This window comes from Sphingomonas silueang (genome assembly GCF_040049155.1).
Classification (GTDB): Bacteria; Pseudomonadota; Alphaproteobacteria; order Sphingomonadales; family Sphingomonadaceae; genus Sphingomonas; species Sphingomonas silueang.
Map to the genome: position 1 here is coordinate 65,625 of NZ_JBDZDK010000011.1, position 23,582 is coordinate 89,206.

The window sequence follows — 23,582 nt, forward strand, 5'->3', positions numbered from 1 at the left end:
GCGGCTGCGCGGATGCGACCACCCCTCGCAAAGGCTACAGAGGATCAGGAATCAGCGGATGCGTAAGAGCTTGCGGTAATCGCCATTGACGAAGGCGGTCGCGTCGCGGACCAGGCGCACGACGAACGAACGTGAAGCCGACATCTTCCAGTCGCTCGCCGATAATCGGGTCGCATCGTCGCGCCCCAGCTCGGCTGCGATCTCGCGGTAAGTCGCGCCGGCGCTTCGCAGGTCGAACGCACGAAGCATCAGGTCGAGCCGCATAAGCCGGTAGGCGGTGAGCGGCCAGCCGCGCGGCAATGGCCCCGGCGCGCGCCCGAGCAGACGGCGGTGGAAACGCAGCAGGCTCGCGATGCGCGTGATGAAATCCTTGTCGAGCGGGATGACGGCGGCCAGCGGCTGGCCGGGCGTCACCGCGCGGAGCCAAAGCCGATGCTCGCCCGCTGCGTCGGCCACGATGACATGGCGTCCGTCGATCCCGGCATGGTCGGCAAGCAGCGCGCCGAGCGCGCGCGGATCGGCCGGGGCCGCGGTCTCAAATTCCTCCGGTGCTGCGTCCAGAATGACCGTGACGGCGGTCAATTCCGGACGCCAGGCGACCGGCTCTGACAGGTCATCCGGCGCCGTCGCGAAAGGACAACCCCCAGCGCCGTGCGAACGCCGCCTCGGCGGCGTTCCTCGCGACGGCGCCGCTGGCGATGCTGTGCTGCATCTGCGCATGTTCGGCGCGATAGGTGTGGTTCCTTCGCAGGAATTCGGCAGCGAGATCAGCGCGCCCGAGCGCGCCGGATAGACCGTCGGCGCGCCGCTGGCGACGCCTCGGGGGCGTCGGCATGGCATCCTCCCATGTGCGTATCGCACATACTTCAAGGATGTCATGATGACGTCGCAATCGCCCCCAGATAGCGCAAAGGTTGCGCACAACCATGCCTGTCGCGCGGCGGGATCGGCGGCTTAATCGTCACCAAATCGGACGAAATATTAACGATTTAACGGCGGCTCCGCACCAAGCAGATGCGCATATCCGACCTCGGTCATCCACCTTGCGCGCGCGAGGTGGCTGGCGTGCATGACCTTCGCCCGTTCGGGCTCGATCGCGGCATCGATGCCGAAGATCGTCGCGGCAACGTCGCGCCAGTTGGCGCCTTCGGCATCGGCATCGAGCAGGCGCAGATAGTCCCGCGCATGACTCTCGTCATAGGCCGTGACCTTCGCCGAATCCGGCACGCGATCTTTGAATCGGCATGTGCTCATGGCGCCCGTCCCCATTTGCCAATCTAGTCGAAATACATCGCTGGGCTACGCGCAAGTCCTGCATCGTTGAATGCACCGATCGCAGCGATGACACGCGCCGATCAACGGATACACCTTATATGGGATAAACCGAATAAGGTGTATCGTCCAGTTTGCCGCGCATGGACATGCGGCGCCTCGTGGGATTGAACTTTGCCAGGCTGAGAAAGGAGAAGGGCTTTACCCAGGAGCGCTTTGCCGAAACATCCGGCTTTACTCAACAATATGTCAGCGATCTGGAACGCGGCCGACGCAATCCGACCGTCGTCACCTTGTTTCACCTGGCCTCGGCACTTGGCGCAACGCCGGCCGAACTGGTCGCCGAGACCGACATCTCCGAGACCGACTAACCTTCATCTGCATTGCGAGCCGGGCGTCAGCCCGGCGAGCGCGATTGCGACCGCGCGGATCTTGGGACGCGCGGTCGCCACCGATCCGCCGTGGCGGATCGGCGCGAAATGGTGGAACCGCAGGACCGGTGTTCCGGCCCTGCGGCGGCGAGCGGTCAAGCCGCCTTGAGGCGCTGCATTCCCTCGGCCAAGGTCCAGAGGGCGCGATTGAGCGTCACATTCTGATCGATGCCGTTGATCGCGCGGGTCTGCGCGCGGCGGATGCGGCCCTCGGCATTGCGCTTGCGGCCCTGCAACCCACCCCGAATGACATTCTCCTGTATCACATTGAACGTGGCCCACAGACTGTCGCTCACATCCTCGCGGCGGCGGGGCTCGATGATCTGTTCGGGACGCAGCGGGCTTTCGTCCTCGCCATAGCGAGCGACAAGGCTGACCTCACCGAGCAAGCGTCGCTCGTCCTCGGACAGCCGGATCGCCTTCATCGACTCGCTGGCGTTGATCAGCCGGGGGAAGTCCTCGGCAACGGTGTAAACGCCCTCGATAATGTCGTGCTCGATATTGCCCTTGTGCGGCACGCGGACTTCCTCGAACCGCTCGCCCGCGATCATGCTGTTGGTGCAGACGAAGCGCAGCATTCCGGCGAACATCTGATAGGCGCTGGTCCCGTCATGGCTGTTGACGATGATGACTTCGGCAGCCTCCGGCTTGCCGATACCGTCGTCACGGCGCAGGCGCAGCATGTGCTTGGCGTGGCCGTGGCGGCTGCCGTCGCGCGGCACGGACTGCACGGCGAAGAACGGAAACCATCCTTCCCGGCGCAATCCCTCCACGATGTCGATGGTCGGGACATAGACGTAGCGCTCCGACCGGCTGTCGTGCGCCTCGCGGGCAAAGATGGACGGGACGTGGCGATAGAGCGCCTCGTTGTCGAGCGGCTCCCTGCCGCTGATCTGGTGGGCGTTGCGGCCGAACCGGGTGGCAAGCTGATGATACATGGCTGAACTCCTTGGGCTTGGGTTTCCGCGCAGCGGAGCGCCGCGCTGAAACCCTGCCCGTCGGCGAGACCGGGGGTGCAACCGGAGCGGGCGGCTTCGCGGGGAACCGGCTGCACGGAACGCGGTTCGCCGCGTGGAGGAAGCTGGGCGGAAGCCGATCCGAAGGGCGCCAGGGGCAGCGCCCCAAGCACCTCACCACAACGCCGGGCCTCATGGCCCGTCCGCATTGTCAGGGGGGAGACAAACACACGAAGGCGCCCCGCTCCGATGGGAGCGGGGCGCCGTCTCGGGTCAGCGGGACCAGATCATCGCATATTCGCCGGCGGTGTCGGTCTCGCTCAGGGTGGCGTAGATCGGTGCCGGGAAGCTCGGATCGTCCAGCTTGACCGAGATGTAGTCGCGCTTTTCGCGGCTGGTCTTCTGCCATCCCGCGCCGCAGTCGATCGAGCCGACCGCGAGGCGGAAGTCGGGAGACTTGTCGCCTTCTTTTTCGACCGGGCGAAGGGTCGCCTTGGCGTTGAGGGTGAGGGTCTTGATGGTTCCGGCGAAAGAACCGTTGGCCGCTTGGGTGAAGGTGCCGATGGTCGCCATGTCGAAGTTCCTTTCTCTCGCTCGGGCCACGACCGCCGCGGCCTCGATGGCGATCGGTGAAGCGGGGATGATCGGACGCGCACCGCTTGCGGCCGGAGCGCAGCGGAGGATGGCGACGCGCGGCTTTTTTTGATGATGTGGACGCCCCACCCAGCCGGACATTTATGGCAGGTTGGGCAAAGCCTCTTTTCGAGCAGGAGCTTTGTATGTCTACATTTCTTACGGTCGGATTCGATATCGCAAAGAACGTCTTTCAGGCCCACGTGGTCGACTCGGAGGGCAAGGTAGTAAATCGCAAGAAGATACGCCGGGATGAGGTGGTGCCGTTCTTTGCAGGCCTTCCGCCTTGCCTCGTCGGCATCGAGGCGTGCTCCACCGCGCATCATTGGGCGCGCCAGCTCGAAGAGCTTGGGCATGAGGTGAAGTTGATGCCGCCGGTCTATGTGAAGCCGTATCTGAAGCGCGGGAAGAACGACGCGCTCGATGCCGAGGCGATCTGCGAAGCCGTCACGCGGCCGACGATGCGCTTCGTTCCGGTCAAGACGGTCGAGCAGCAGGAGGCCCTCATGCTGCACAAGACGCGGATGATGCTGGTCAAGCACCGGACGATGATCGTCAACGCGCTGAGGGCGCACATGGCCGAGCTGGGCATCATCGTACCCAAGGGGATCAAGCGGCTGCCCGAGCTGATCGAGCGTGTTCATGGTTCACGGTCGGCCGAGACGATCCCGGCCTATGCCCGTGCGGTGGTCGCGGTGCACATCGGCCAGCTCGAAGCGCTTGAAGAGCAGATCGCGACGCTCGATGCCGAGATGCTCGCCTGGCATCGCGCCAACGAGGACAGCCGCCGGCTCGCCACGATCCCCGGTATCGGCTTGGTGACGGCGACGGCGCTGGCCGCCACAATCAACGATGCCGCGCAGTTCGACTCCGGTCGCGGCATGGCGGCATGGCTCGGGCTGACGCCACGACAGAGCTCGTCCGGCAACAAGGAGCGGCTCGGCAGGATCACCAAGGCCGGCAACAAATATCTGCGCACCCTGCTGGTGGTCGGTTCGACCGCGATCATTCGATCGGCACGGATTAACTGCCCGGGACCGCTCCTCGACTGGGTGCGCGGGCTGCTGGAGAAGAAGCCGGCGAGGCTCGTCACCGTAGCGCTGGCCAACAAGCTGGCGCGCATCGCGTGGGCGGTGCTCATGCGCAAGCGCGCCTTCAGCAACAGCATCGTGACGCCGGCGCCGGCCGCGATCTGATCGCCTTTCGAGGCTGAGCCTCACAACAGTTCGGGAGGGGGCACCAGAGAGTATGATGCAAGTCGGTCAATCCGCTGGATCAGGACAACCCGTTCGCGAAGCTGCGCCATCCGAGCGCGTTTTTTTGATAGGGACCAGGATCCGCGGACTTCATCAGGGCCCGCGGCCAGATGCGCCGCCTCGCAGAGGCCGGACATATGGAAGCACCCGACCGTTTCTTGCTCCTGCTCGAAAACTGCATCTTCTCCCGATAGGGGCGTCCACATATGTTTCGCGATGCAAAGCCGAAGGCGGCGGAAAAAAGTCGCGCGGCGGCGTTGCGCCAGGCCGAGCAAGGCGAAGCCGGCCCCGGTTAGATCAAGCTAATCGAGAGGCCGCGTGGTCGTGCCGATGAAGAAACGCGATGCATAGACGGATCATCGGCCCTCTCATCGAGGGTGAAGGCTAGCCGGACCTCTGACGAAATCCTCCTATCGCGCGAGCCGACGAATTGAACCGAAAATATGGATGACTGTCCATCTACGCCGCGCGGTAATGGTTGCCTGCTGGCGATGATGAAGCTTCCCGACCATCCAAGAAAATCCGTACTCGTGCATGTCAGGGCGGTGGCGGGTTTGCGGCGTAGTCGTCGAGGACCGCAACAATACGGTCTAGGAGGTCCGCGAATTTGGAAAAGTCGATCTTGTCCTTCTGCGGCTGGACAACTTTCTCGGCAAACCTGGCCTTGCCGTATTTCCCGGCTTCGCCGTGCTTTTTGTTCGGGTCAAACACCTTCCCGTCAATGACGGTTTTTCGAAGGGCGGGTTCGAACAGATCCTCGATGCAACTCGTCCCCTTGGAACCCATCTCCGGCGTCTTGATGAGATAGAGGTTGGGGGCAAGCCGATAGAATGGATCGGTGGAGGTCCGCGAAATGTGGGGGGCGCCGAGATTTTTGGCGACGCTGAAAATATCATTTGCGCCATCGTCATTGTCGATCAGGACGATAACCGGGTTCGGCAAAGGTCGGTGCCGATAGTGCTTGAGGGCATCGGGGTATTTCCGAATGAAGTGCTTCAGATCCCCCGCACCGTTGCCGATCTGAAGCACGTCATGGATTGCGGCGGAGAAATTCATGAACTTGAGCGCGGGCTTGAACTTACCTTTGTCCATTTCGCCGAGCCGGGGTTGGTAGGCGGTGAGCTTCTCTATCGCCGCGCGCAGATAGATGGAATCAGTCTTGCCTTCGGGAATGATGAGCGGCTTCGGAGCCACAACGAAGTTGCGGTAGAAGAGGAAGCGGACATAGAGCTTGCGCGTCGCCGTCGATGTCTCCTCTTTCTTCTTCTCGGCAGCAGGTCGCGTGTCGACCTGATTGCGCACATGGTAGATGTAGCCGAGCATGCCTTGCAGCGGGGCCAGCGAGGAGGCCGGTTCCTGCACGTCGGGATCGCCGGGTTTCCCGCCCGCTAGCGCGGCAGGAACCATACGATAATAGGTTCCACTGTTGAACAGCGACCAGCACATCGCGCGCACGGTGCGATAGTATTCAGGCCGGACGTTCGGCTTCTCGTTGACGAGCAGGCCGGTCGCGACCTGTCGTGACCCGCGATATTGCATCCGAGTCTTGGCCGGATTGACCTCGAAATCCGCCTTTTTGAGTTCCTTGAGCAGCGCTGCGCCCAGCGCCCAGTCGTGCTCCGATCCAGATACCGGAGCGGCAACGTCGGCCGGAAATGCCTTGGCGTTCGTGGAAAAGGTGATGTCATCGGCATAGCGCGAATAGGTGCATTTCTGCGCTTTGGCGAAACGAACCAGCCGAATGTCGAGCAAGTGTCCGACGATATTGGAAATGACCGGCGAGCATGGACTTCCCTGCGGAAGAACATGGTCGTGGCAGGCAATCTGCGCGATAAGCGTCGCCACCTTGGGGTCGAGGGCGAAGCGCTTGTCCTTTATAAAGATGCCGCGCACGCGGCCGAAATTGATCGAGGGGAAGAAGTCCTTGAGATCTAGGTTCAGCACATAACGCCGCCGCTTGTGGACGGCCGCGTTGGTCACGATGGACAGATGCTTGGCGAAGCCATGAGAGAGCTGGCGCCTGGGTGTGCCAGCCTTGTCGATGTCGGCCAGCGCCAGGTAGAGGACGTTGGCGAGACGTCGTTGCAGAAGTTTCAGCTTGGGCGTCGGGGCGAGAATCTGCCGCTGCGTTCCATCCCGCTTTGGAATGGTGAACGCGGTATATTTCTGCGCGTCAGGGAGATGATAGACTAGGCCGTAGACTCATAAGCACGCAGCCATAGCCGCATTGATGCGAGCTGGACCATGGCGAGGAAGTTTTCGGCGAGCTTGTCGTATCGCGTGGCGACGCGGCGGAAGTGCTTCAATTTGGAGAAGAAGCGCTCGATCAAATTACGTTCGCGGTAGAGCCGTTTGCTGAAGCAGGGTTTCCACTTCCGATTGGATTTGGCCGGGATGTTCGGCGTGGCGCCTTGCTCTTCGATTAGCTCACGGATGCGGTCAGCGTCGTAGGCCTTGTCGGCGAGCACGATTGTGTGCGGACCAAGATGGTTGAGCAGCGTGCCCGCGACCTGCCCGTCGTGCGCCTGTCCTGCTGTCAGGCCGAGCCGGATCGGGAGTCCTTGCGCATCGACGACCGCGTGGATTTTGGTGGTGAGGCCGCCTCGGGAGCGACCGAGACAATGATCTCGATCCCCCTTTTTGCCGTCGCGGCCTGTTGGTGAGCGCGAACGGAGGTGCTGTCGATCATCTGGATGTCGCCATCATGTGCGGCGGTAATAGCATCCATCATCCGATCCCAAACACCGGCCTTCCGCCATCGGACGAAGCGGTTGTAGCAGGTAGTGCGCGGGCCGTAGCGTTCGGGCAGATCGCGCCACGGCGCACCAGAACGCAGCACCCAGAAGATACCATTGAGCACGCGCCGATCATCGACGCGCGGAACGCCTCGCGGCTTGTTGGGTAGGAGCGGCTCGATCACGCGCCACTCGAAGTCGGTCAGGTCGTATCGGCTCATGCAAAGTCTGAATCAGCAAACAGCCAAAATGGAAAGTGCAGATGGCTGAGAACTGCATTTTTCGGCTATGCTTGGAACATGACCCTTTACCCAAAGATACAGCTCTCCCGCCTACGTGAAATCGGGTGGAAGTTCTGGGATCCTATCGGACTGGCGCATAACGGGAGTTCTCCCGATGAGGGGTGCGCGGACGAATACGATCGTTACCTGCTTCACGTCGTCAGCACGATCTCTCGCGGCGGCTCAAAGGGTGAGGCTACCGCCTACCTCACCGGCATAGCCTCCGAGCACATGGGGATGTCTGTTGTGGACGCCGACGCCGCAGCGGCGACGGCCCAAGCTATAGCCGACTATCTCATATCGTTGCCGGATGGGCCGAAAACCGTCCGCTGAACACTTTTATGGGTTCACGGCCTAGGTAGGCAAGCGCGGCGGGCTTGTATCCCAGGATTGCAGCCAGATCATCGAGCGACGTCGCCGCTTGTAGTTTCGCCAGACTAGACACCCCACCCCCCTATAGGTGGCTTACAGGCACTCCTATGCGTTCGATCAGATCGTCCGCTCAGCGGTAAAGCTGCATTAGGGGTAGATGGAGAGCATCACTGCCCAACATCGGTGTCTTATATCGCGATTCTCGATAACAACTCTGCCTGTAAGCCTGCGGCGGTTGTTCTCCAAAACGCATAAAACTTCAAGCGTTGACCCGCGAGCCGGGCCATGCCCGGCGAGCGGCGATTGAGCTATGCCTAGCAGAAGCGGCCGCCCGGTAGGAGCGTGGCCGCGATTTTGGCGCAATACAAGGAAGAACCGGGGCCGCATATGCGACCCCGGTCCAATGGCGCTACTCGGCAGCAACCGCGTAAGATGCTTCACCGTCCTCCGTTTCGGTGTCGATATCCTCCGCTTCGGACGGCTGGTCCACGATCCCGGCATCCTCGGCCTCGACGGGTGCGGATTGCTCCGCCTCCGGTTCGGGAGTCCGCAGGGTCGCGGGAAGCCAGCCGGCCCCGGCCAGAAGCTGCTCGGCGACCTCGGCCATATCTACCTTCTTCATGTCGGCGATGCGGCGGGCGGCATCTTCCGACACGCCTTCGGTCACGGCCTCGACGATATGCGCTTTGGTGACACGGCCAAGATAGCTGTCCACGGTCGGCGTCCAGTCCTTCGCCACGTCCAGCGCCAGCGCGGTCGCCAGCCTGTCGGCGGTTTGCAGCGAGCGGGGCTTGCGATCCCACGGCAGACGCAGCGCGTTGACGGTGCGGGCCGCGCAATGCGCCAGCAGCGCTATCCGCTTCTCGTCCGTCAGCCCGACGATGAAGGCCCACAGGTCCGCCACGTCGCGCGGCATCCGCTCGGCCCATGCTTCGTGCTGCTCGCTCGCCCGCGCCGCCAAGGGCGTATCCTCGATCCCGTCCGCATGGCTCCCCAAGGGGGTGACGGTCGGACGAACCTCAAGGCAACCGGCCTCCGCATAGCTGTAGAACAGTTGCGCGGTCAGCGTGTGGGTCAGCGCGATCAACGCCGTATCGGGTTGCTCGGCCAGCGCCACCCGCAAGGCAAGCGTCCGATGCGCGGACAGGTCGCGGGTGAGGCTGTCGGAAATCGGTTTGCCCGGTTCCTCGTCCTCGTCGGCATCCTGCACGCTCTCATCGCCGTCCTCCGGCTGCTCGCTCTCGCCGGTCTGCGGCTCGGTCGCATCGCCTTCTTCCGGCTCCGGCTGCGGATCGGCCAGCGCCTCATCCTCTGCCCGCACGAAACCGCGCTCGACCCGAACGCTGCCGTCATGGTGCAACACGACGAACGCCCCGCCATGTGCGATTACATTGGCATCGTAAGCCGAACGCTTGGCCGAAAGCGTGTCGATTTCGTCGGACACCGCCTCCAGCTTCGCCGCCACGTCCTCGGGCATTTCGTCATAGGACGAATAGCCTTCGGCAAGCTCGTCATACTCGGCGGACAGCACCTCCAGCCGCGCCTCGTCCTCGTCGGACAGGGGAACCGACTGCGGATAGAAACGCCGCATTCCATGGGCATGGGGATAATCGATATGCGCCTCGGCCCATTTCCAGCCCTCGGCCTGAACCTCACCCGCAATGTCGCGCAGTTTCTCGGCGGCGAGCATGTCGAGCAAGCCCGCATCCTCGAAAAACCCGCCCCGATCCTCGCTGAACAGGTCGCGGATGATATTGCCGCCCGCCTCGACATAGGCGTCGGCCCCGACGAACACCGCACGGCGATCATCGGCGGGCACGTTGGCGGCGGTCATGTCGCGGCGGATGATCCACGGTTCGCGGTTGTGATGTAGCCCCTCGAAAACCTGCTCCTGCCGGGCATGGTCCTCGGTGATCGCGAAGGCCATAAGCTGATCCAAGGTCAGCCCGTCCTCCCGATAGACCTGCAACAGCTTGGGGCTGACAGCGCCAAGGCGAAGCCGCTGTTTCACCACGCCAGCCGACACGCCGAACCGCGCGCCGATTTCCTCCGCGCCCCAGCCCTTGTTCTCCGAAAGTTCCTGAAAGCGCTCGAACTGGTCGGCAGGGTGCATCGGGGTCCGGGTCACGTTCTCGTCCAGACTGATCTCGGACGGGTCGTTCTGCGTATCCAGCCAGCAGCGCACCGGCTCGGATTTCTTGATCTGCTTGCGCTTGGCGCGCAGCAGCATCGCCAGCCTCCGGCCCTCGCCAGCGGTAACGAGATAATTGCCGGTCGGCGTCCCGTCCTCCTTGACCTCCGGCTCCACGACAAGGTTCTGGATCAGCCCCTTGTGCTGGATCGAAGCGGCCAGCGCCTCGATAGCGGCCTCCCCATGCGGCACCTTGCGGGCATTGCGCGGGGACTTCTTGAGCTTGGCGAGCGGCACGAAGATTTCGACGCCCGACACAGGCTCGGCGACTACGGTTTCGGTAACAGCGTTCATCACACTTCTCCTAAAAACCACATTCACCCCGGAATGGGGTGGGCGGCGAAGAAGCGACCGGCAGGCCTGCCGGCGGAGCCGGGCAGCATCCGTGAGGACCGGAACGCAGAGGAGGTAAGCGCGCCCCGCGCGCGTTGCGGCCCGGCGCGGCGGGCCTAAAGGGAAGCGACGCCCACCCCATCGCGGGAGTGCAACGACACAGCAACGCGATCGGACCGGCGCAGCCCTGGTCCGATCTCCGCAACAGGAAGGAAGCCGGACCCGCCAGCGGGTCCGCCGATGAGGGCGGAGCCCCAGCGACCGCGCCGCTCAGCGGCGCCATCAATGCCGCACCCTTGCGGCGACCGGCCGGCGCGGCGGCGTGCGCGCGGACCTGGGGGCCAGCCGTCGCCGTGCCCTCCGGCCAGAGCAAGAGTGCAACGCGGCCAAAGCAACGCGCGAACCCTGTCGGTTTCGATAGACGCCGCAGAGTGCGCTCAATTGAATCCGCGTTCCGCCCGGCGCGTCAGCGCCAACCCGCCATGCTGATCGTCACCGGCACGGACGAGACCCGTCAGCGGCTCGGTCGGAGCGCAGCGGAGATAGAGCGGCGGTCCCGCAGGGAGGCGCCAAATCCTCTTGCTCAATTTGCCTTTTCACCCGATTTCGATTATATTTTAATCGGACTGATAGCAGGTGATAAACATGGCGATCGAGACGAAGGTATTGACCGCTCACGTCCCCTTGGGGCTCGCGGAAAAGGTTGAAGCGATGGCCTCGCGACTGGAACGCTCGCGCGGCTGGGTGATGAAGCAGGCACTGGCGGCGTGGGTCGATCAGGAAGAGGAACGTCACCGGATGACGCTCGAAGCCCTTGATGACGTCGATGCCGGACGGGTGATCGACCATCAGGCGATTCAGGCGTGGGCTGACAGCCTCGGAACGGACACCCCGCTTCCGCCGCCCTCGGCATGAGAATCAAGTGGACCGGCAAGGCATCGTTAGATCTCGTGCGGCTGCACGAGCATCTGCGACCTGTCGCCCCCGAGGCAGCGGCGCGGGTCGTACAGCAGCTCGCGCGCGCGCCGGATCGGTTGCTCGAATATCCCCGGATTGGCGAGAAGCTGGACGCCTATTCGCCGCGCGAGGTCAGGCGCATCATCGTCGGCAATTACGAGCTGCGCTACGAGATCGCGGACGCGACGATTTTCATCCTGCGCCTCTGGCATTGTCGCGAGGAGCGCAGTTTCGAGTCGGACGATTGATGAGCTTGGCCGCACGGAACGCGATGATGCCGTGCGCCGCCCTTCGCCCCTATCTGCGCTTCGCTTGGATACGTTGTTTGCGAGAGCGGCTGTTGATTGGCAGCTTTCGCGGATGGTACTTTCTCGCAAACGCCGGTTCCGCGCGCCACGCGGATGGTCGGAAGGTCTCGATGACCTCCACGACTATTTGCAGCCGCAAGCGAAGCGGCGCGTGTCCAAGAGTTTGGGGGCAGCCAAAGGCGATGAGATCGTCGTCACCGATGATTGGCCCGAGCAAGTCCCTATTGGCGACGCCGAACTGCGGGTCATCGAAGGTCATCTCCGCGAGGAATTGGATGCGCTGTTCGGTCCGCTGCCGTGAACCGAGGAGTATCGCGTCATGACAGTCACTGCGCTTGAGCAAGAGGGCGCGCCTGTCGTGGCGATGGCCCGCGCCGCACTCTACCTTCGTGTTTCGACTCCCCGTCAGGCGGACCATGACCTTTCGATCCCTGACCAGCGCCGGCAGCTTGAAAGCTATTGCCTCTCACAAGGCTGGGAGGTCGCCGCCGAGTTCGTAGAGCCCGGCGTCTCCGGCACCGACGATCGCCGGCCCGCCTTTCAGGAAATGATCGATGCGGCGCTGGAAAAGCCTCCGGTGTTCGACACGGTCGTTGTTCACAGCTTCTCGCGCTTCTTCCGCGACCAGTTCCAGTTCGAATTCTACCTGCGCAAGCTGGCCAAGAATGGTGTCAGGGTTGTCTCGATCACGCAGGTGCTCGGCGATGATCCGGCAAGCGAGATGATGCGCAGGATCATGACGCTGTTCGACGAATATCAGTCGAAGGAGACCGCCAAGCATACGCTGCGGGCGATGAACGAGAATGCCCGCCAGGGTTTCTGGAACGGCGCGCGTCCGCCGATCGGCTATCGCGTGGTTGATGCCGAGCAGCGCGGCACGAAGACCAAGAAGAAGCTGGAGATCGACCCGATCCATGTCGAGACGGTGCGCCGGATTTTCCGTCTGGCGCTGGAGGGCGCCGATGGCTCCGGGCCGATGGGCGTCATGGCGATCACATGCTGGCTCAACGACAACAATATCCGCACGCGCTATGGCGGGCGCTGGGGCAAAGGTACGGTGCATCAGGTGCTCACGCGGACGACCTACATCGGCCAGCATCGTTTCAACACCTATGACGTCAAGAAGAAGCGCCGGAAACCCGAGGGTGAACACGCTATCATGGAAGTGCCGCCGATCGTCTCGGTGGCGGAGTTCGAGGCCGTTCAGCGGTCCCTGAAAGCGCGCAGCCCGAAGATGATGCCGCCCCGCGCGGTGGGCGGATCGACGCTGCTGACCGGCATCTGCTTCTGCGCCTGCTGCGGCGGGGCCATGACGCTACGCACCGGCACCAGCCGCAGCGGTCAGGAGTATCGCTATTACACCTGCGCGACCAAGGCCACGAAGGGGAAAACAGGTTGCCCCGGCGTCTCGCTCCCGATGGACCGGCTGAACGAGGCGGTGATCGACCATCTGGAAAAGCGACTGCTCGATCCCGCGCGGCTCGAAGTGCTGATGGACCAGCTTATCGCGCGGCGGGAAGATTGGGTGACAGAGCGCCGCCAGCACGTCGCCGAAATGGAACGGCGGGCGACGGAGGCGGACACCAAACTCTCCCGGCTCTATGAGGCGATCGAGAACGGGCTGGTCGATTTGGGCGATTCATCGCTCAAGGCGCGGATCGCGGAGCTGACTGTTCTCCGCGATCAGGCCAGAGGCGATGCCGAGCGCGCGGTCGCGCACATCGAGCGGATCAGCCCGGAGATCACGGTCGAGAGCCTTCATGCGTTCGCGTCGGCGGCGAAGCACAAGCTCCGCCACGATGATGGCTCCTATGCGCGGAATCATATTCGAGCGGTTGCACAGCGGGTCGAGGTCCATAGCAAGACGGACGTGCGAATCCGCGGCACGCGCACCGAGTTGCTGCGGACCCTCACCGCCGCCTCTGGCGTAGAGGCGGCGGTGCTAGGGACTCGGGCTTTTGGACCGAAATGGTGCGGTCGAGAAGACTCGAACTTCCACGGCCTTTCGGCCACAACGACCTCAACGTTGCGCGTCTACCAGTTCCGCCACGACCGCACAGTCACCTTGGGGAAGCCCCCTCGGCTGGTAGGAGGGTGCCCCTAGCAGCGGTTTTTCCCCCGCGCAAATGCTTTTATCGGGTGGCAGGAGAGACGGCGGATGACCATGGACCGTTCCGCCGGGTGGGAGGCGATCGCCGAACGGTTCATGGCGGTGCGCAGCGACATGGGCACGGCGCCGGTCCGGTCGTGGGCGGCGCGCTGCCTGTCGCCCGGCGCGGCGATCCTCGATATCGGCTGCGGATCGGGCGTGCCGATCGCCGCCGCGCTGGCGGCGGACGGTCATGCGCTGTGGGGCGTGGACGCATCGCCGTCGCTGCTGGCCGCGTTCCGCCGCAACCTGCCCGGCATGCCCGCCGCCTGCGAACCGGCGGAGGACAGCGACTTTTTCGGCAGGCGATTTCCTGGCGCGATCGCGATCGGGCTGCTGTTCCTGCTCGACGCCGGGGTGCAGCGCGCGCTGCTGGCGAGGGTGGCGGGTGCGCTGGAGCCGGGCGGGCAGTTCCTGTTCAGTGCGCCCTGCGAACGCTGCGAATGGATCGATACGCTGACCGGTCGCCCGTCGCGCTCGCTCGGGATCGCGGCCTATGCCGAGGCGCTCGATCGGGTGGGGTTGCAGCTGGTCGCTACCGAGGACGATGCGGGTGGCAATGCCTATCACGCGGCGGTTCGCGTGCGTTGATCTGGGAGTGCTTGGGGGGCGGATCGATATCCGGCCATTCCCCTCCCTTGAGCAGTAGCCCTCGGCGAAAGGCTCTTTTCCGTACCCAGGCGAAGGCCGGGGCCCGGTTGGGGAACGTCGGCAAGCCACGGAAAGACCAGCCCGACTGGCCCCCGGCCTTCGCCGGGGTACGGGCAGGTTCGGGTCAGGCGCGCGATATCCGCCGCAGAATCCTTTTCCGCGAAGGCAGCAGGTTCGCGGGCGTTCCCGCCGAAGCCCGGCCCGCCCTATCGCCCGCGCCCGGCGGCGGCGCGGGCGATGGCGATCGCTTCGGCGGCGGTCGCCACGTCGCCGAGGCCGCTGCCCGACAGCGCGGCGCGTTCGGCATCGCGCACCCGCTCGACCGCGCGGGCGAGGCGGGGGGCGTCCCAGCGGCGCAGCGCCTCGCGCGTCGGCCCCTGTTCCTTGAAGAACACGCGGTGGCGCTCCATCACCTGATCGACCGGCTGCCCGTCGTCGATCTCGACCCGCATCTCGGCCAGCGCCAGCAGCCGCCGCGCGACCGCGCGCAGCAGCGGGATCGCGCCGCCGCCGGGCGGTTCGGGGATGGCGGCATGGGCCACGTCGCCCGCGATCATCGCCGCGACGATGCCGTGCACCTCGGCATCGGCGATCGACGCGCCGATCGCATCGAACGCCTCGCCATCGGCATCGCGCGGGCGGTCGGGCGCGGCGTCGAGGTAGAGCGCCAGCTTCTCGATCTCGCTGGCCAGCACCGCGCGGTCGCCCGCCGTCACCGCCGCCAGCCGTTCGGGCACGTCGCCCAGCAGCCGCAGCCCGTGGTCGCGCGCCAGGGCCACCGCCAGCTTCGCCGCCTGCGCGGCATCGGGCACGTAGCAGGCGACGGCGACCGCATTCGGCGCGGCGGTGACGAGCTTCACCAGCTTCGACGTGCCCTTGACGCTCGGGGCGATGGCGGCGACCGGATTTCCGGCGCTGGCGGCGTTCAGCAGCAGCGTCACCGCTTCCAGCGATTCCTCGCCCATGCCGGTCACGCGGATGTGACGCCGGTCGCCGAACAGCGACAGGGACGCCGCCTCGTCCGCCAGCACGCCCGGCCGCGCCTTCAGCGTCGCGCCGTCCATGTCGACCCGCTCGGCCCCCTCGCCCACGCCCCTCGCCAGCCGCGCGGCCAGCGCCATCGCGCCCGCCGTATCGGGACCGTGGAAGAGGTAGAGGCGGATATCGGGGCCGGGCCGGTCGAGCTTGGTGCCCACCTGCTCGGGGCGGAGCTTCACGGGCGTCGGCGCTCGGTGGTGAGCGCGATGCGGGTGACGATCTGGTCGGCGACGATCACCGACAGGCGTTCGAGCGCGGTGCGTTCAGCGGCGATGGTGGCATATTCGCTGCGCACCACGTCGATCCCGGCGTCGGACCCCGCCGTGGCGTCGAGCGTCACCGCCCCGTTCGACAGGTCGACCAGCTGATAGCGCGCGCGCAGCGTCCGCCGTTCGCGCGTGATCGAATCGTCGCGCCGCACGCCAAGACCGGTGATGTCGTCGTCCAGCCGGATTTCGAGGCGATAGCGCGCAGGGCCTTCCGCCCGCAGCCGGTCGCGCAGCGCATTGGCGACCAGCCAGCCGTTCTGCCCCGCGATCGGCGCGACCTCGATCCCCGACAGCGTCCGGCGCACCGCCCCGGTCTCCCCGCCGCCGTAGAGCGGACGCAGGCCGCAGCCGCCGAGCGTCAGGATCAGGGCGAGCGAGGCGGCGAGGCGGGTCATGCGACGATGTTCACCAGGCGATCGGGGACGACGATGACCTTGCGCGGAGCCTTGCCGTCCAGCGCGCGGACGATCTTGTCGCTGGCGAGCGCGGCGGCTTCGGCCACGTCCTTGGCGGCACCCTTGGGCAGGACGATGGTGTCGCGCAGCTTGCCGTTCACCTGCACCGCGATGGTCGATTCGCTGTCGACCAGCATCGCCGGATCGACCGCGGGCCATGGGGCATCGGCGATGAGGCCGGTCCGCCCAAGTTGCGACCATGCCTCTTCCGCCAGATGCGGGATCATCGGGCCGACCAGCAGCAGCAGCGCGTCGAGATCGGCGTCGGACATGGCGTCCGCCTTCTCCGCCTCACCAAGCAGCGTATAGAGCTTGGCAACCGCCTTGTTGAACTGCAGCGCCTCGATATCGGCGGCGACGCCCGCGATCGCGCGGTGGACGGCACGGGTCAGCGCCTGCGGGCTGGTGTTACCGGGGACATGCCCCGCGACCAGCTTCCACACCCGCTTGACGAAGCGTTCCGCGCCTTCGATCCCCGCCTCGCTCCACGGCAAATCGCGTTCGGGCGGGCTGTCGGACAGCATGAACCAGCGCGCGGCATCCGCGCCGTAGCGATCGAGAATCGGTTCGGGATCGACCGTGTTCTTCTTCGACTTCGACATCTTCTCGACGCGGCCGATGACAACCGGGTCATTCGTTCCTTTGACGAAGCGTACACCCTCGCCAACTTCCGTTTCGTCGGGGGCGAGCCAGCGCCCGTCCGCCGACTTGTACGTTTCGTGCGTGACCATGCCTTGCGTGAACAGCCCGGCGAACGGCTCCTTCAGGTCGATCAGCCCGACATGGTCGAGCGCGCGCGTCCAGAAGCGGGCGTAGAGCAGGTGGAGGATCGCATGTTCGACCCCGCCGATATACTGCCCGACCGGCAGCCAGCGTTCCGCCACCGCGCGGTCGAACGGGCGGTCCTGCGGCTGGCTGGCGAAGCGGATGAAATACCACGACGAATCGACGAAGGTGTCGAGCGTGTCGGTCTCCCGCCGGGCGGGTGCGCCGCATGCCGGGCAGTCGACGTGCTTCCACGTCGGATGGCGGTCGAGCGGATTGCCGGGAATGTCGAACGACACGTCCTCGGGCAGCCGTACCGGCAGCTGGTCCCTCGGCACCGGCACCGCGCCGCAGGCGTCGCAGTGCACGATCGGGATCGGCGTGCCCCAATAGCGCTGGCGGCTGACACCCCAGTCGCGCAGCCGCCATACGGTGGTGCCCTTGCCCCAGCCTTCGGCCTCGGCGCGCTCGATCACGAAGCGCTTGGCGGCGGCGACGTCCAGCCCGTCGAGCGGGCCCGAGTTCACGAGGCGACCGGGGCCGGTATAGGCCTCGTCGCCGACGAACAGCGGATCGACGGTCTCGCCGTCCGCGACGACGCGGCGCACGTCGAGGCCGTATTTACGCGCGAAGTCGAGGTCGCGCTGGTCGTGCGCGGGCACGCCCATGACCGCGCCGGTGCCATAGTCCATCAGCACGAAGTTCGCGATATAGACCGGCAGCGTCTGCGCAGGGTCGAGCGGGTGCTGCATGCGATAGCCGGTGTCGAACCCCAGCTTCTCGGCGGTTTCCAGCTCGGCGGCGGTGGTGCCGCCCTGCTTGCACAGGTCGATGAAGGCGGCGGCGTCCGGGTTCGTTTCCGCGAGGGTGCGCGCGACCGGGTGATCGGCGGCGATCGCGACGAAGCTCGCGCCGAAGATCGTGTCGGGCCGGGTCGAATAGACCTCGATTCGCCGGTCGAACGGGGCGACGGGCTGAAACGCGAATTGCAGCCCTTCGGACTTGCCGATCCAGTTCTCCTGCATCAGCCGCACCTTGTCGGGCCACTGGTCGAGCGACCCCAGCCCCGACAGCAGATCGTCGGCGAAGTCGGTGATCTTCAGGAACCACTGGCTCAGCTTGCGCTTCTCGACCAGCGCGCCCGAGCGCCAGCCGCGCCCGTCGATCACCTGTTCGTTGGCCAGCACGGTCATGTCGACCGGGTCCCAGTTGACCGCCGATTCCTTGCGATAGACGAGGCCGCCGTTCAGCAGCTCGAGGAACAGCGCCTGTTCGTGCCCGTAATAGTCGGGATCGCAGGTCGCGAACTCGCGGCTCCAGTCGAACGCGAGGCCGAGGCGCTTCAGCTGCGCCTTCATCGCCGCGATATTGGCATAGGTCCATTCGCCGGGATGGACCTTCTTCTCCATCGCCGCATTCTCGGCAGGCATGCCGAAGGCGTCCCAGCCCATCGGATGCAGCACCTCGTGCCCCGTCATCCGCAGGAAGCGCGCGAGCACGTCGCCCATGGTATAGTTGCGCACATGCCCCATGTGGATGCGCCCCGACGGATAGGGGAACATCTCGAGCACATAGCGTTTGGGCTTCGGCGACGAATCGTCGGCGACGAAGGTGGCGGCAGCATCCCATGCCGCCTGCCAGCGGGCATCGGCCTCGGCGGGCGAAAAGCGTGGAGTCATCGCCGTGTCGCTCAGCCCGTCACCGCCCCGCGGCGCAGGTCGCGCGCCCGCGTCAGGATGATGTCCTCCAGCTTCTGTACGGTGGCGGCGGCGACGGGCGCCTCGACCCACTGGCCGCCCTGGTTCACCTGGCGCAGCGCGGCCACGCGCAGCGCATCGGCGCGCAGATCCTGGTCGAGGATCGTCACCGTCACCTTGGTCCGCTCGGTCGGGGTCTGCGGATTGACGTACCAGTCGGTCACGATCACGCCGCCGTTCGAGTCGGTCTGGGTCAGCGGCATGAACGACAGCGTGTCGAGGCTGGCGCGCCACAGATAGCTGTTGACGCCGATCGTCGTCACCTTGGATGCGGCGAGATCGCCCGACACCCGGCCCTTGCCCCCGCTGCACGCGGTCATCGGCAGGGCGAACGTTGCCAGCAATGCGATCAGCAGCGGGCGATTCATCGGCGGATTCCTTGACTACAGGCCAATATGGCGGTTCCGCCCGCTTCTATAGGGGGTCTGCCCGGTGCGGCAAGCGGGATGCGATTCCGGCCGGGGCGGCACGGCGCGAAGGCAAAGTCGGACAAATATGTGGGTTCGATGCAACAGGTGTCCGGAAAGCGACCTGCACCCATGGATACCGGCAACCGAATCGTGGTACCGCGATTGGCGGGGAGTGAGGAAATCATGACGGGTGGCCGGATAGCGATGAGCGTGGGACTGGGGGCAGTGATCGCCGCCGGCCTTGTCGCGTCGCCTGCGCTGTTCGCCCAGGAACAACGTGCCCCGCGGGTGCTCAAGCGCATCGCGCAGACGCCGCTGCCGCTGGCGGGGATCGGTTCCTTCACCCCGGCATCGGCCGATCCGCGCCTCGCCGCGGCGCTGGCCCGCACCGGCCTGAGCGCCACCGGTTTCCAGTTCACCCCGTCCGAAGGCGCGGTCATCACCAACCGCGCGGTCAAGGTCGCGGTGCGCAGCCGTGCCGCCCGCGCCAGCCGCCTGCCCGATCGCGTGGCGAGCGCGGCGGCGATGCCCAGCGTCAATCCGGTCGCCTACAACCTCGGCGTGTCGGTCGGCTGGAAGCGGTTCGCGGTGTCGGGCGACCTCGCCCGGCTCGATCTGGCCGGACAGCCGGGCAGCCGCGAGCAGATGGGCGTCGGCCTGAGCTATTCGGGCCGCAAGGCCAGCGCGCGCGTGGGTGCCAGCAGCGACCGTCCGCTCGCCGACCAGCCGCGCATGATCGCCGATCCGCAGAGCTATTCGCTCGACATGGGCGGATCGTACAAGCTGACCCGCAATCTCGATGTGACCGCAGGCGTGCGCTACCGCTCGGACCGCGAGCGGATGCTCCGGATCGAGCCCGAGCGCCGCGACAGCCAGGCGGTCTATGTGGGCACCGCCTTCCGCTTCTGACCGGTTCGACGCCGCGAACGATCGACGTCCGGCTTTTGCGATGATGGTCGGCGTTCCCGTTCCTGTGGGAAGCCATGGTCATGGCGGTCTGCGAGGGATTACCGGGTCGGGTCGACGTTCAGCGGTCCGGATTCGGTTCGATCGTTGCAGCCATCCCTTGCGTCACCCCGGACCGGTTCCGGGGTCTACGGCACAGCAACCGGTACGGTCCCGGGCTCTATCGACGGCGTTTGCGGCCTGGTGGACCCCGGAACAGGTCCGGGGTGACGGAGTAGCGATTGAATGTCGATCCGCTCCGGCCCGCCGCCCTCACAACGTCCGCGCGAGCGCTTCCAGCTGGTCGGCGCACCGGTTCCAGCCGGTGTCGAATCCCATCGCCGCATGCTGTTCGCGCGACTCGACCGACCAGTGGCGGGCGCGGGCGACATAGCGGGTGCCGCCGTCGTCGTCGGCGAAGGTCATCGTCGCGACCATGAACGGCGGCCCGTCGCCGGGCAGGAACCCTGCGGTGAAGGCATCGGTCGTCACGATCCGCTCACCCGGCACGATGTCGAGGATGGTGCCGCGATGGGGCATCTCCTGCCCCTCCGGGCTGCGCATCGTCACGTCGAACGCGCCGCCGGGGCGCGGATCGACCACGGCGGCGGCGACCGTCCATGGCGCGGGTACGAACCACCGGCGCAGCAGGTCCGCTTCGGTCCAGCAACGCCAGACGGCGGCGCGCGGCGCATGCAGCATGCGGTCGAGCACCAGTTCGCGATCCTGCGGGAAATCGGTCATGGGCAGCCTCCTTTTCGGGCAAGGCTGCCGCTTGACCGGTGCCATGGCAAGCCTGCGACGCTACCGCAGCGCCCGCGCGATCAGCGCGCCGCAATCGGCATCGCCCGCCAGCGGCGGCTGACGACCGCTGATCGCCTTGCCGAGCATGCGCAGGAGGCCGCCCGCGCTCCTGGTGCCGGGCGGGATCGCCACCTGCGGCGCCTGCAGCCGCCCGGCGATCCGCACCGGCCGGTCGAGTCGCAGCAGCGTCGCCTGCTTGGGCGCGCCGGTCAGCGCGACCGCCAGCGTCTCGTCGGCGAGGTTGACGCGGCCTTCGCCCCGCGTCTGCGCCCGCGACGTGTCGATCACCAGCGGATCGAGCCGCCCCACGCCGTTCGTCACCGCCAGCCCGAGCGCGAGACAGCGCAGCCGGGCGCGGGCATCGTCATCGGTCACGACCCCGCGCGCGACATCGGCCCCGAGCAGCGAGGCGAGCTTGGCGGGGAGCGTGCCGTCGCTGGCGGCAAAGCCGATCCGCCCGTCCGACCGGCCGATCGCGGCGCGGATCGTCTCGCCGCTGCCGACCAGTTTCAGCCGGGCGCGCAGCGGCGCATCGACCGGCGCACCCCCGGCGAAGGTCGAGATGCGCGAATCGGCGAGCGTCAGGTCGAAGGTCGCGCGCGGGGTGCTGCGCCCGCGCTGGTCGACGGTGACGCCGCCGGTGATCCGCCCCTGCGCCAGTCGCACGATCAACGGCGCGACGGTCAGGCGGCGGTCGGCGATGGCGAGCGTCGCATCGAGGCTGCGCAACCCCGGCGCGTCGCGCAGCCGGTCGACCCGGACGCCCAGCCTGCCGTCCAGATTGCCGAGCTTGGCGAGGTTGATCCGGGTGTTGGGCACGACGCGCGGACCGATGCGCCGCTCCAGCGCGGCGGCGCGGGCGCGGCCCTCGTCCGTCTCCAGATCGGCGAAGGACAGGGTCGCGAAATGCAGCCGCCCGTCGATCCCGGTCTTGTCGCCGTCCTTCGTGACGGTCGCCCGCGCGCCCGCCAGCCGCGAGCTGCCGATCGCTCCCGACAGCCGCTCGATCGTCCATGTCGGATCGTCGTGGCGTACCCGCGCCACCAGCCGCACCGGCTGGGTACCGAACAGCCCGGCCTCGACCAGCGCGTCGAGCGTCTTGAGATTGTCGGCGCGCGTGGTCAGATCGACGGTCATCCGCTTGGTATTGAGCGGTGACGCCATCACGCCCTTCGCATCGAGGGTGATGGTCGGCCCGGCGACCCGTGCCGCAAACGGCCATTCCCCGTCGCCCCGGATCGTCGGGCCGGTCAGCGATACCCGCACCGGGCGGTTATCGATCGCGCCGTTGCCGCTCGCGCGGAACCCCTGCGCATCGGACGCGACGGTCACGGCGAAGTGCCGGTTCTGCACCGCGTCGCGATAGTCGATCACGAGGTTGCGGACGGCGAGGGTGGTGATGTCGGACGCCGATCCGCCCTTGCCGCGCTTGTCGGGGGCCCAGTTCCTGGTCCCGTCCTTCGCGCGGACCAGCGCCACCCGCCCGCCGTCGATCGCGAGCGCGGTCAGGTCGAACCTGCCGCGCAGCAGCGGCAGCACGCGAAAGCGCAGGTCGAGCCGGTGGAGCCGCACCAGATCGCCCTGCCCCGCCCAGTGCGGCTGCGCGATGCGCAGGTCGCGCACGACAAGCGTGGGGGAGAAGGACAGCGGCTCGACCCGCTCGATCCGCCCGATCGATACGTCCGCGCCGAACCGCTCGGCCAGTCGCGTGGCTACCCGGTCGCGCAGCACGCCCCACGGAAACGCGGCAAGCAGGAGCAGCAACAGCAAAGCCAGCAGGACCAGCCCGACAAGCAACCGACGCCAGAAACGGGGAAGCGACTTCATGGAGCGACAAGCACCGACCGGCCGGTTCGTTCCGTCACCGCAATGGAAGTACTGACAATGCTGAAGGTTATGCGTCGGTGCCGCGACCGGTCGACATCGCCTGCTGCCAGCGGCCGGGGGCCTTGTCGGTCCGGTGGATGCAGCCGGGCCAGCAGCACGGGCGGCGCTTGCCCGCCAGCAGGTCGTCGCGGATGCGGGCGATGCGTCGGGCGCGGGTAGCGGCCTGTTTCGCATCGTCGATCCAGCAGAGATATTCGTTGCGCGCGATCGGCGTCAGGCCGTGCCACCGGGCGAGGACGGCGGGATCGTCGGCGATGGACGCCCGCACATCAGCGGCGGCTTCGTGCACCGTGCCGCCGGGAAAGGGTGCCGCGTCAGCCACCGGCGGCGCGCCGGTCGGCCAGTTCGCGGACCAGCGTTTCGCGCCGTTCGGCAAAACAGACGCCCATCCGCTGGTAGATCGGCGCGTTCAGCCGCTCACGCTCGGCGCGCTTCGCCGTGCTGTTCGCCACGGCGAGGATTTCCGGCTCGAACCGCGGCATGCAGTCGGTCAACGCCCGGCAACCGATCGCATCGATTTCCGCATCGCCGGTCGAACGTCGCGTCACGCAACGGGTCACGCCGTCGCGCTTCGATGCATTGCCGCGCCAGTCGCGCAGCTTGCGGGCGACCACGGTGATCTCCTCGGACGGGGCCGCCTGTTCGGGCGGGGCGGCCTGTGCACCCGCGAGGATCAGCAGCGACACGACGAACGACGGCATGGTTCAACTCCCCCGACCCCGGGGGA

The 23,582-nt window shown here is 66.2% G+C and carries 26 protein-coding genes, 1 tRNA gene and 2 pseudogenes; 10 read left to right on the top strand and 19 right to left on the bottom strand.

Translation table 11 applies throughout. From position 1 onward, the window contains the following. Window positions 1–51: 51 nt before the first annotated feature. From ABLE43_RS12190 to ABLE43_RS12200, 3 genes are all read right to left on the bottom strand, one after another. Complete coding sequence (locus ABLE43_RS12190) at window positions 52–582, bottom strand: DUF2285 domain-containing protein (protein WP_230461248.1); 531 nt, start codon at window positions 580–582, stop codon at window positions 52–54. 31 nt (window positions 583–613) lie between these two features. Continuing rightward, complete coding sequence (locus tag ABLE43_RS12195) at window positions 614–835, bottom strand: transcriptional regulator domain-containing protein (RefSeq protein ID WP_155178531.1); 222 nt, start codon at window positions 833–835, stop codon at window positions 614–616. A 146-nt stretch (window positions 836–981) separates the two neighbouring features. Beyond that, window positions 982–1,269, bottom strand: coding sequence for a DNA -binding domain-containing protein (locus tag ABLE43_RS12200; protein WP_425475268.1), 288 nt, complete (start codon window positions 1,267–1,269; stop codon window positions 982–984). Window positions 1,270–1,415: 146 nt separating this feature from the next. Between ABLE43_RS12200 and ABLE43_RS12205 the strand changes: the two genes are divergently transcribed. Further along, window positions 1,416–1,643, top strand: coding sequence for a helix-turn-helix domain-containing protein (locus ABLE43_RS12205; RefSeq protein ID WP_155178529.1), 228 nt, complete (start codon window positions 1,416–1,418; stop codon window positions 1,641–1,643). Between the two features lie 155 nt (window positions 1,644–1,798). On the opposite strand, the gene ABLE43_RS12210 is transcribed toward ABLE43_RS12205, so the two are convergent. Next, window positions 1,799–2,641, bottom strand: a complete 843-nt coding sequence (locus ABLE43_RS12210) for a DUF932 domain-containing protein (RefSeq protein WP_155178525.1) — start codon at window positions 2,639–2,641, stop codon at window positions 1,799–1,801. Window positions 2,642–2,932: 291 nt separating this feature from the next. Then, a complete protein-coding gene (locus tag ABLE43_RS12215; RefSeq protein WP_155178523.1) occupies window positions 2,933–3,232 on the bottom strand; it encodes a DUF736 domain-containing protein in 300 nt (99 codons plus the stop codon). A 206-nt stretch (window positions 3,233–3,438) separates the two neighbouring features. Between ABLE43_RS12215 and ABLE43_RS12220 the strand changes: the two genes are divergently transcribed. Next, entirely contained in the window at window positions 3,439–4,488 is a 1,050-nt protein-coding gene (locus tag ABLE43_RS12220) for an IS110 family RNA-guided transposase (protein ID WP_155178521.1), read from the top strand. Window positions 4,489–5,085: 597 nt separating this feature from the next. On the opposite strand, the gene ABLE43_RS12225 is transcribed toward ABLE43_RS12220, so the two are convergent. Next, a complete protein-coding gene (locus ABLE43_RS12225) occupies window positions 5,086–6,696 on the bottom strand; it encodes a retron Ec67 family RNA-directed DNA polymerase/endonuclease (RefSeq protein WP_155178520.1) in 1,611 nt (536 codons plus the stop codon). A gap of 41 nt (window positions 6,697–6,737) precedes the next feature. Further along, window positions 6,738–7,504, bottom strand: a protein-coding gene (locus ABLE43_RS12230; protein WP_155178518.1) for an IS5 family transposase whose coding sequence is annotated in 2 segments (ribosomal slippage) — window positions 6,738–7,192 and window positions 7,192–7,504 — 768 coding nt in all. Because the reading frame shifts where the segments join, the coding sequence is not laid out codon by codon here. A 78-nt stretch (window positions 7,505–7,582) separates the two neighbouring features. Between ABLE43_RS12230 and ABLE43_RS12235 the strand changes: the two genes are divergently transcribed. Continuing rightward, window positions 7,583–7,897 carry a hypothetical protein gene (locus ABLE43_RS12235; protein ID WP_155178516.1) on the top strand — a complete coding sequence of 105 codons (315 nt, stop codon included), beginning with the start codon at window positions 7,583–7,585 and terminating at the stop codon, window positions 7,895–7,897. 448 nt (window positions 7,898–8,345) lie between these two features. On the opposite strand, the gene ABLE43_RS12240 is transcribed toward ABLE43_RS12235, so the two are convergent. After that, window positions 8,346–10,421 (bottom strand): ParB/RepB/Spo0J family partition protein, encoded by a 2,076-nt coding sequence (locus ABLE43_RS12240; RefSeq protein WP_155178514.1) that lies wholly within the window; start codon window positions 10,419–10,421, stop codon window positions 8,346–8,348. Window positions 10,422–11,105: 684 nt separating this feature from the next. On the opposite strand from ABLE43_RS12240, the gene ABLE43_RS12245 reads away from it, so the two are divergent. The 4 genes and pseudogenes from ABLE43_RS12245 to ABLE43_RS12260 form a co-directional block, all read left to right on the top strand. Then, a complete protein-coding gene (locus ABLE43_RS12245) occupies window positions 11,106–11,375 on the top strand; it encodes a CopG family ribbon-helix-helix protein (RefSeq protein ID WP_155178512.1) in 270 nt (89 codons plus the stop codon). Continuing rightward, window positions 11,372–11,665 carry a type II toxin-antitoxin system RelE/ParE family toxin gene (locus ABLE43_RS12250; RefSeq protein ID WP_155178511.1) on the top strand — a complete coding sequence of 98 codons (294 nt, stop codon included), beginning with the start codon at window positions 11,372–11,374 and terminating at the stop codon, window positions 11,663–11,665. Before ABLE43_RS12245 ends, ABLE43_RS12250 begins: the two co-directional genes overlap by 4 nt. 211 nt (window positions 11,666–11,876) lie before the next feature. After that, window positions 11,877–12,026, top strand: a complete 150-nt coding sequence (locus tag ABLE43_RS12255) for a hypothetical protein (protein WP_348978721.1) — start codon at window positions 11,877–11,879, stop codon at window positions 12,024–12,026. Window positions 12,027–12,089: 63 nt separating this feature from the next. Then, window positions 12,090–12,887, top strand: a pseudogene (locus tag ABLE43_RS12260) (recombinase family protein); the annotation flags it as partial. A 41-nt stretch (window positions 12,888–12,928) separates the two neighbouring features. On the opposite strand, the gene ABLE43_RS12265 reads toward ABLE43_RS12260, so the two are convergent. Beyond that, complete coding sequence (locus tag ABLE43_RS12265; RefSeq protein WP_348978722.1) at window positions 12,929–13,054, bottom strand: hypothetical protein; 126 nt, start codon at window positions 13,052–13,054, stop codon at window positions 12,929–12,931. On the opposite strand from ABLE43_RS12265, the pseudogene ABLE43_RS12270 reads away from it, so the two are divergent. After that, window positions 13,035–13,118: pseudogene (locus tag ABLE43_RS12270) on the top strand (hypothetical protein); the annotation flags it as partial. The gene ABLE43_RS12265 and the pseudogene ABLE43_RS12270 sit on opposite strands and share 20 nt — an antisense overlap. A gap of 246 nt (window positions 13,119–13,364) precedes the next feature. Here the strand turns inward: ABLE43_RS12270 and ABLE43_RS12275 are convergent. Continuing rightward, window positions 13,365–13,583: a hypothetical protein gene (locus ABLE43_RS12275; RefSeq protein ID WP_348978723.1), complete on the bottom strand. Its 219-nt coding sequence runs from the start codon at window positions 13,581–13,583 to the stop codon at window positions 13,365–13,367. Window positions 13,584–13,694: 111 nt separating this feature from the next. Further along, window positions 13,695–13,781: transfer RNA gene (locus ABLE43_RS12280), tRNA-Leu, on the bottom strand. A gap of 102 nt (window positions 13,782–13,883) precedes the next feature. Between ABLE43_RS12280 and ABLE43_RS12285 the strand changes: the two genes are divergently transcribed. Further along, window positions 13,884–14,465, top strand: coding sequence for a class I SAM-dependent methyltransferase (locus tag ABLE43_RS12285; protein ID WP_348978724.1), 582 nt, complete (start codon window positions 13,884–13,886; stop codon window positions 14,463–14,465). 266 nt (window positions 14,466–14,731) lie between these two features. On the opposite strand, the gene holA is transcribed toward ABLE43_RS12285, so the two are convergent. From holA to ABLE43_RS12305, 4 genes are read right to left on the bottom strand one after another with little or no spacing between them, the layout of a single operon-like run. Further along, the gene (gene holA / locus ABLE43_RS12290) at window positions 14,732–15,742 is read right to left on the bottom strand and encodes a DNA polymerase III subunit delta (protein WP_348978725.1); all 1,011 of its coding nucleotides are present in this window, start codon (window positions 15,740–15,742) and stop codon (window positions 14,732–14,734) included. Further along, a complete protein-coding gene (gene lptE, locus ABLE43_RS12295) occupies window positions 15,739–16,227 on the bottom strand; it encodes an LPS assembly lipoprotein LptE (RefSeq protein WP_348978726.1) in 489 nt (162 codons plus the stop codon). Before lptE ends, holA begins: the two co-directional genes overlap by 4 nt. Beyond that, window positions 16,224–18,731, bottom strand: coding sequence for a leucine--tRNA ligase (leuS, locus tag ABLE43_RS12300; RefSeq protein WP_348978727.1), 2,508 nt, complete (start codon window positions 18,729–18,731; stop codon window positions 16,224–16,226). Before leuS ends, lptE begins: the two co-directional genes overlap by 4 nt. A gap of 11 nt (window positions 18,732–18,742) precedes the next feature. Further along, window positions 18,743–19,177: a DUF3576 domain-containing protein gene (locus ABLE43_RS12305; RefSeq protein WP_348978728.1), complete on the bottom strand. Its 435-nt coding sequence runs from the start codon at window positions 19,175–19,177 to the stop codon at window positions 18,743–18,745. A 246-nt stretch (window positions 19,178–19,423) separates the two neighbouring features. Here ABLE43_RS12305 and ABLE43_RS12310 point away from each other — a divergent pair, with 246 nt between their 5' ends. Then, a complete protein-coding gene (locus tag ABLE43_RS12310) occupies window positions 19,424–20,128 on the top strand; it encodes a hypothetical protein (RefSeq protein ID WP_348978729.1) in 705 nt (234 codons plus the stop codon). Between the two features lie 309 nt (window positions 20,129–20,437). Here the strand turns inward: ABLE43_RS12310 and ABLE43_RS12315 are convergent, their stop codons facing one another. The 4 genes from ABLE43_RS12315 to ABLE43_RS12330 all read right to left on the bottom strand — a co-directional run bounded on the left by ABLE43_RS12315 (window position 20,438) and on the right by ABLE43_RS12330 (window position 23,556). Continuing rightward, on the bottom strand, window positions 20,438–20,908 hold the full coding sequence (locus tag ABLE43_RS12315) for an SRPBCC family protein (protein WP_348978730.1): 471 nt from the start codon (window positions 20,906–20,908) through the stop codon (window positions 20,438–20,440). A 60-nt stretch (window positions 20,909–20,968) separates the two neighbouring features. After that, window positions 20,969–22,795, bottom strand: coding sequence for an AsmA family protein (locus ABLE43_RS12320; protein WP_348978731.1), 1,827 nt, complete (start codon window positions 22,793–22,795; stop codon window positions 20,969–20,971). Window positions 22,796–22,862: 67 nt separating this feature from the next. After that, a complete protein-coding gene (locus ABLE43_RS12325; protein ID WP_348978732.1) occupies window positions 22,863–23,177 on the bottom strand; it encodes a YdeI/OmpD-associated family protein in 315 nt (104 codons plus the stop codon). Then, on the bottom strand, window positions 23,170–23,556 hold the full coding sequence (locus tag ABLE43_RS12330; protein ID WP_348978733.1) for a hypothetical protein: 387 nt from the start codon (window positions 23,554–23,556) through the stop codon (window positions 23,170–23,172). The genes ABLE43_RS12325 and ABLE43_RS12330 overlap by 8 nt, the downstream gene beginning before the upstream one ends. Window positions 23,557–23,582: the final 26 nt, after the last annotated feature.